The sequence below is a fragment of the Cellulomonas septica genome (assembly GCF_012396155.1).
GTDB lineage: Bacteria > Actinomycetota > Actinomycetes > Actinomycetales > Cellulomonadaceae > Cellulomonas > Cellulomonas septica.
The window spans coordinates 1-2,029 of sequence record NZ_JAAXOY010000644.1; the positions used below are offsets into that span (position 1 = coordinate 1).

The window sequence follows — 2,029 nt, forward strand, 5'->3', positions numbered from 1 at the left end:
GACCGTGCCGGCGCCGGAGCAGGTGAGGGTGCCGGGCTCGGTGCGGGCGACGGACGCGGGACGTGCGCGGGTGCTCCCGCCCGGTCGGGCGCCGTGGCCCGCGGCGGGGCGACGACGACCGCCCACTCCACGGCCCGCTCGTCGCGCCACGCGGCGTTCTTCGCGTCGATCCACGCGAGCGCCTCGTCGTCGTCGGACATGGACCGGGCGTGCCACCAACGGATCGCGGGGTCGTCGTAGGCGGCGCGCACGGTCGGGACGTCGGCGGGCGCCCAGGGCCGCAGGAGGAGACCGTCGGCGGTGAGCGACGGCTGGGGGCGCACACCCCACCGACCGGGCAGGACGACAGGCGCAGCGAGCAGCGGCACGGCGGAATCATCCCGGTTCGACCCGCCGGACGCAGCACGCCACGCGGGAGGATCCGGTCCGGGTGCGGACGGCGCCGGCCGAGCGGGCGGCGCGCTACTCCCCCACGAGCCCGTCGACGGACTGCCGCAGGAGGTCGGCGTGGCCGTTGTGCCGCGCGTACTCCTCGATCATGTGGACGAGGATCCAGCGCAGCGACGGCGTGGTGCCGTCGGACGACGGTCGTCGGGCGAGGGTGTCGAGCCCGCCGTCGGCGAGCGCCCGTTCGGTGCGCACGCGCGACCGCTCGACGGCGCCCTCCCACAGCGCGCGGAGGTCCTGCGGGGAGTCGGCGCCGGCCGACGTCCACTCCCAGTCGCGGTCGGCGTCCCAGTCGGCGACCTCCCACGGCTCGTCGGTGGGCTCGTCGTGCAGCCGCGCGCCGAACCACTCGTCCTCGACCCACGCGACGTGCTTGAGCAGCCCGCCGAGCGTCATGTCGGTCGGGGCGAGCCGGGCGGTCAGGCCGGCGGTGTCGAGGTCGGCGGTCTTCCAACGCAGCGTCGCGCGGTGGAAGTCGAGGAACCCCAGCAGCGTGGTGACCTCGTCGGCGGCGACCGGCGGCTCCGGGCGGCCCTGCTCGTCGATGACGCTCATGCGCTCATCCTGGCGGACCCCCCGGACGCCGCGGGCGGGCCGACCGCATGGCGGCTGCGGCTGCGACGGCGGGGACGGCGGCTACGACTCCTGCGGCGGGTCCTCCCCGACGAGACCGTCGACGGCCTCGCGGAACAGGTCGGCGTGGCCGGTGTGGCGGCAGTACTCGTCGATCAGGTCGACGAGCACGCGCCGCAGGTTCGGCGACCAGCCGGAGTCGGTCGTGAACAGCGACGGCTGGTCGAGCCCGCCGCGCGACAGGGCAGCCGCCCACCCGGCCCGCGAGCGCGCGACCGCCCGCTGCCACAGCGCGTAGAGCTCCTCGGGGGTGTCGGACGCGGCGGAGTGCCAGTCCCAGTCGGGGTCGGCCTGGAAGTGCTCCTGGCGCCAGGGCTCGGTGAGGTGCTCGCCGTCGACGAACTCGGCCATCTTCATCTCCTCGACGAGCGCGAGGTGCTTGACGAGGCCGCCGAGGGTCATGGCGGACGGCGGGAAGGGACGGCGGAGCGCGTCGGCGTCGAGCCCGCCGACCTTCCAGGCGAACTGCGCACGGGCGCGCTCGAGCGAGAACAGCAGCATCTCGGTCTCGTCGGCGGTCGCAGAGGGTTCGGTGATCCGGGTCTCGAGCGTGTTCTGGGTCATGCGGGCGACGCTAGGGTCGATACCGGACGTTCTGCTTCCGGTTGGAGAATCCGATGCCCGACGCGAGCCCGACCTCCCGCGCGTTGCGCACGCTCGAGCTCATCCAGGGTCGTCCCGGCATCACGGCGGAGGAGCTCGCGGGCGAGCTCGGCGTCACCGAGCGCGCAGCCCGCCGTTACGTCGGCGTGCTGCGCGAGGCCGAGATCCCGGTCGAGTCGACGCGCGGCCGGTACGGGGGCTACCGCCTCGGCCGCGGGGTCCGCCTCCCGCCCGTGACGTTCAGCGCGGCGGAGGCCCTCGCGCTCGTCATGGCGGCGCTCGACGGCCACCACGAGGCGGGCGACCCGACCGGACCCGTCGGTGCGGCGCTCGGCAAGCTCGTGCG

4 protein-coding genes are annotated in these 2,029 nt (G+C 75.3%); 1 reads left to right on the forward strand and 3 read right to left on the reverse strand.

The genetic code is table 11. From position 1 onward, the window contains the following. The 3 genes from HGA02_RS17625 to HGA02_RS17635 form a co-directional block, all read right to left on the reverse strand. The coding region (locus tag HGA02_RS17625; RefSeq protein WP_210728763.1) for a GNAT family N-acetyltransferase at window positions 1-368 on the reverse strand (368 nt) is incomplete at its 3' end. Window positions 369-462: 94 nt separating this feature from the next. Beyond that, a complete protein-coding gene (locus tag HGA02_RS17630) occupies window positions 463-1,002 on the reverse strand; it encodes a DinB family protein (protein ID WP_168680534.1) in 540 nt (179 codons plus the stop codon). An 81-nt stretch (window positions 1,003-1,083) separates the two neighbouring features. After that, a complete protein-coding gene (locus tag HGA02_RS17635; RefSeq protein ID WP_168680536.1) occupies window positions 1,084-1,644 on the reverse strand; it encodes a DinB family protein in 561 nt (186 codons plus the stop codon). A 53-nt stretch (window positions 1,645-1,697) separates the two neighbouring features. Here HGA02_RS17635 and HGA02_RS17640 point away from each other — a divergent pair. After that, window positions 1,698-2,029 (forward strand): helix-turn-helix transcriptional regulator (locus tag HGA02_RS17640; protein WP_168680538.1); only part of this gene is annotated, 332 nt, incomplete at its 3' end.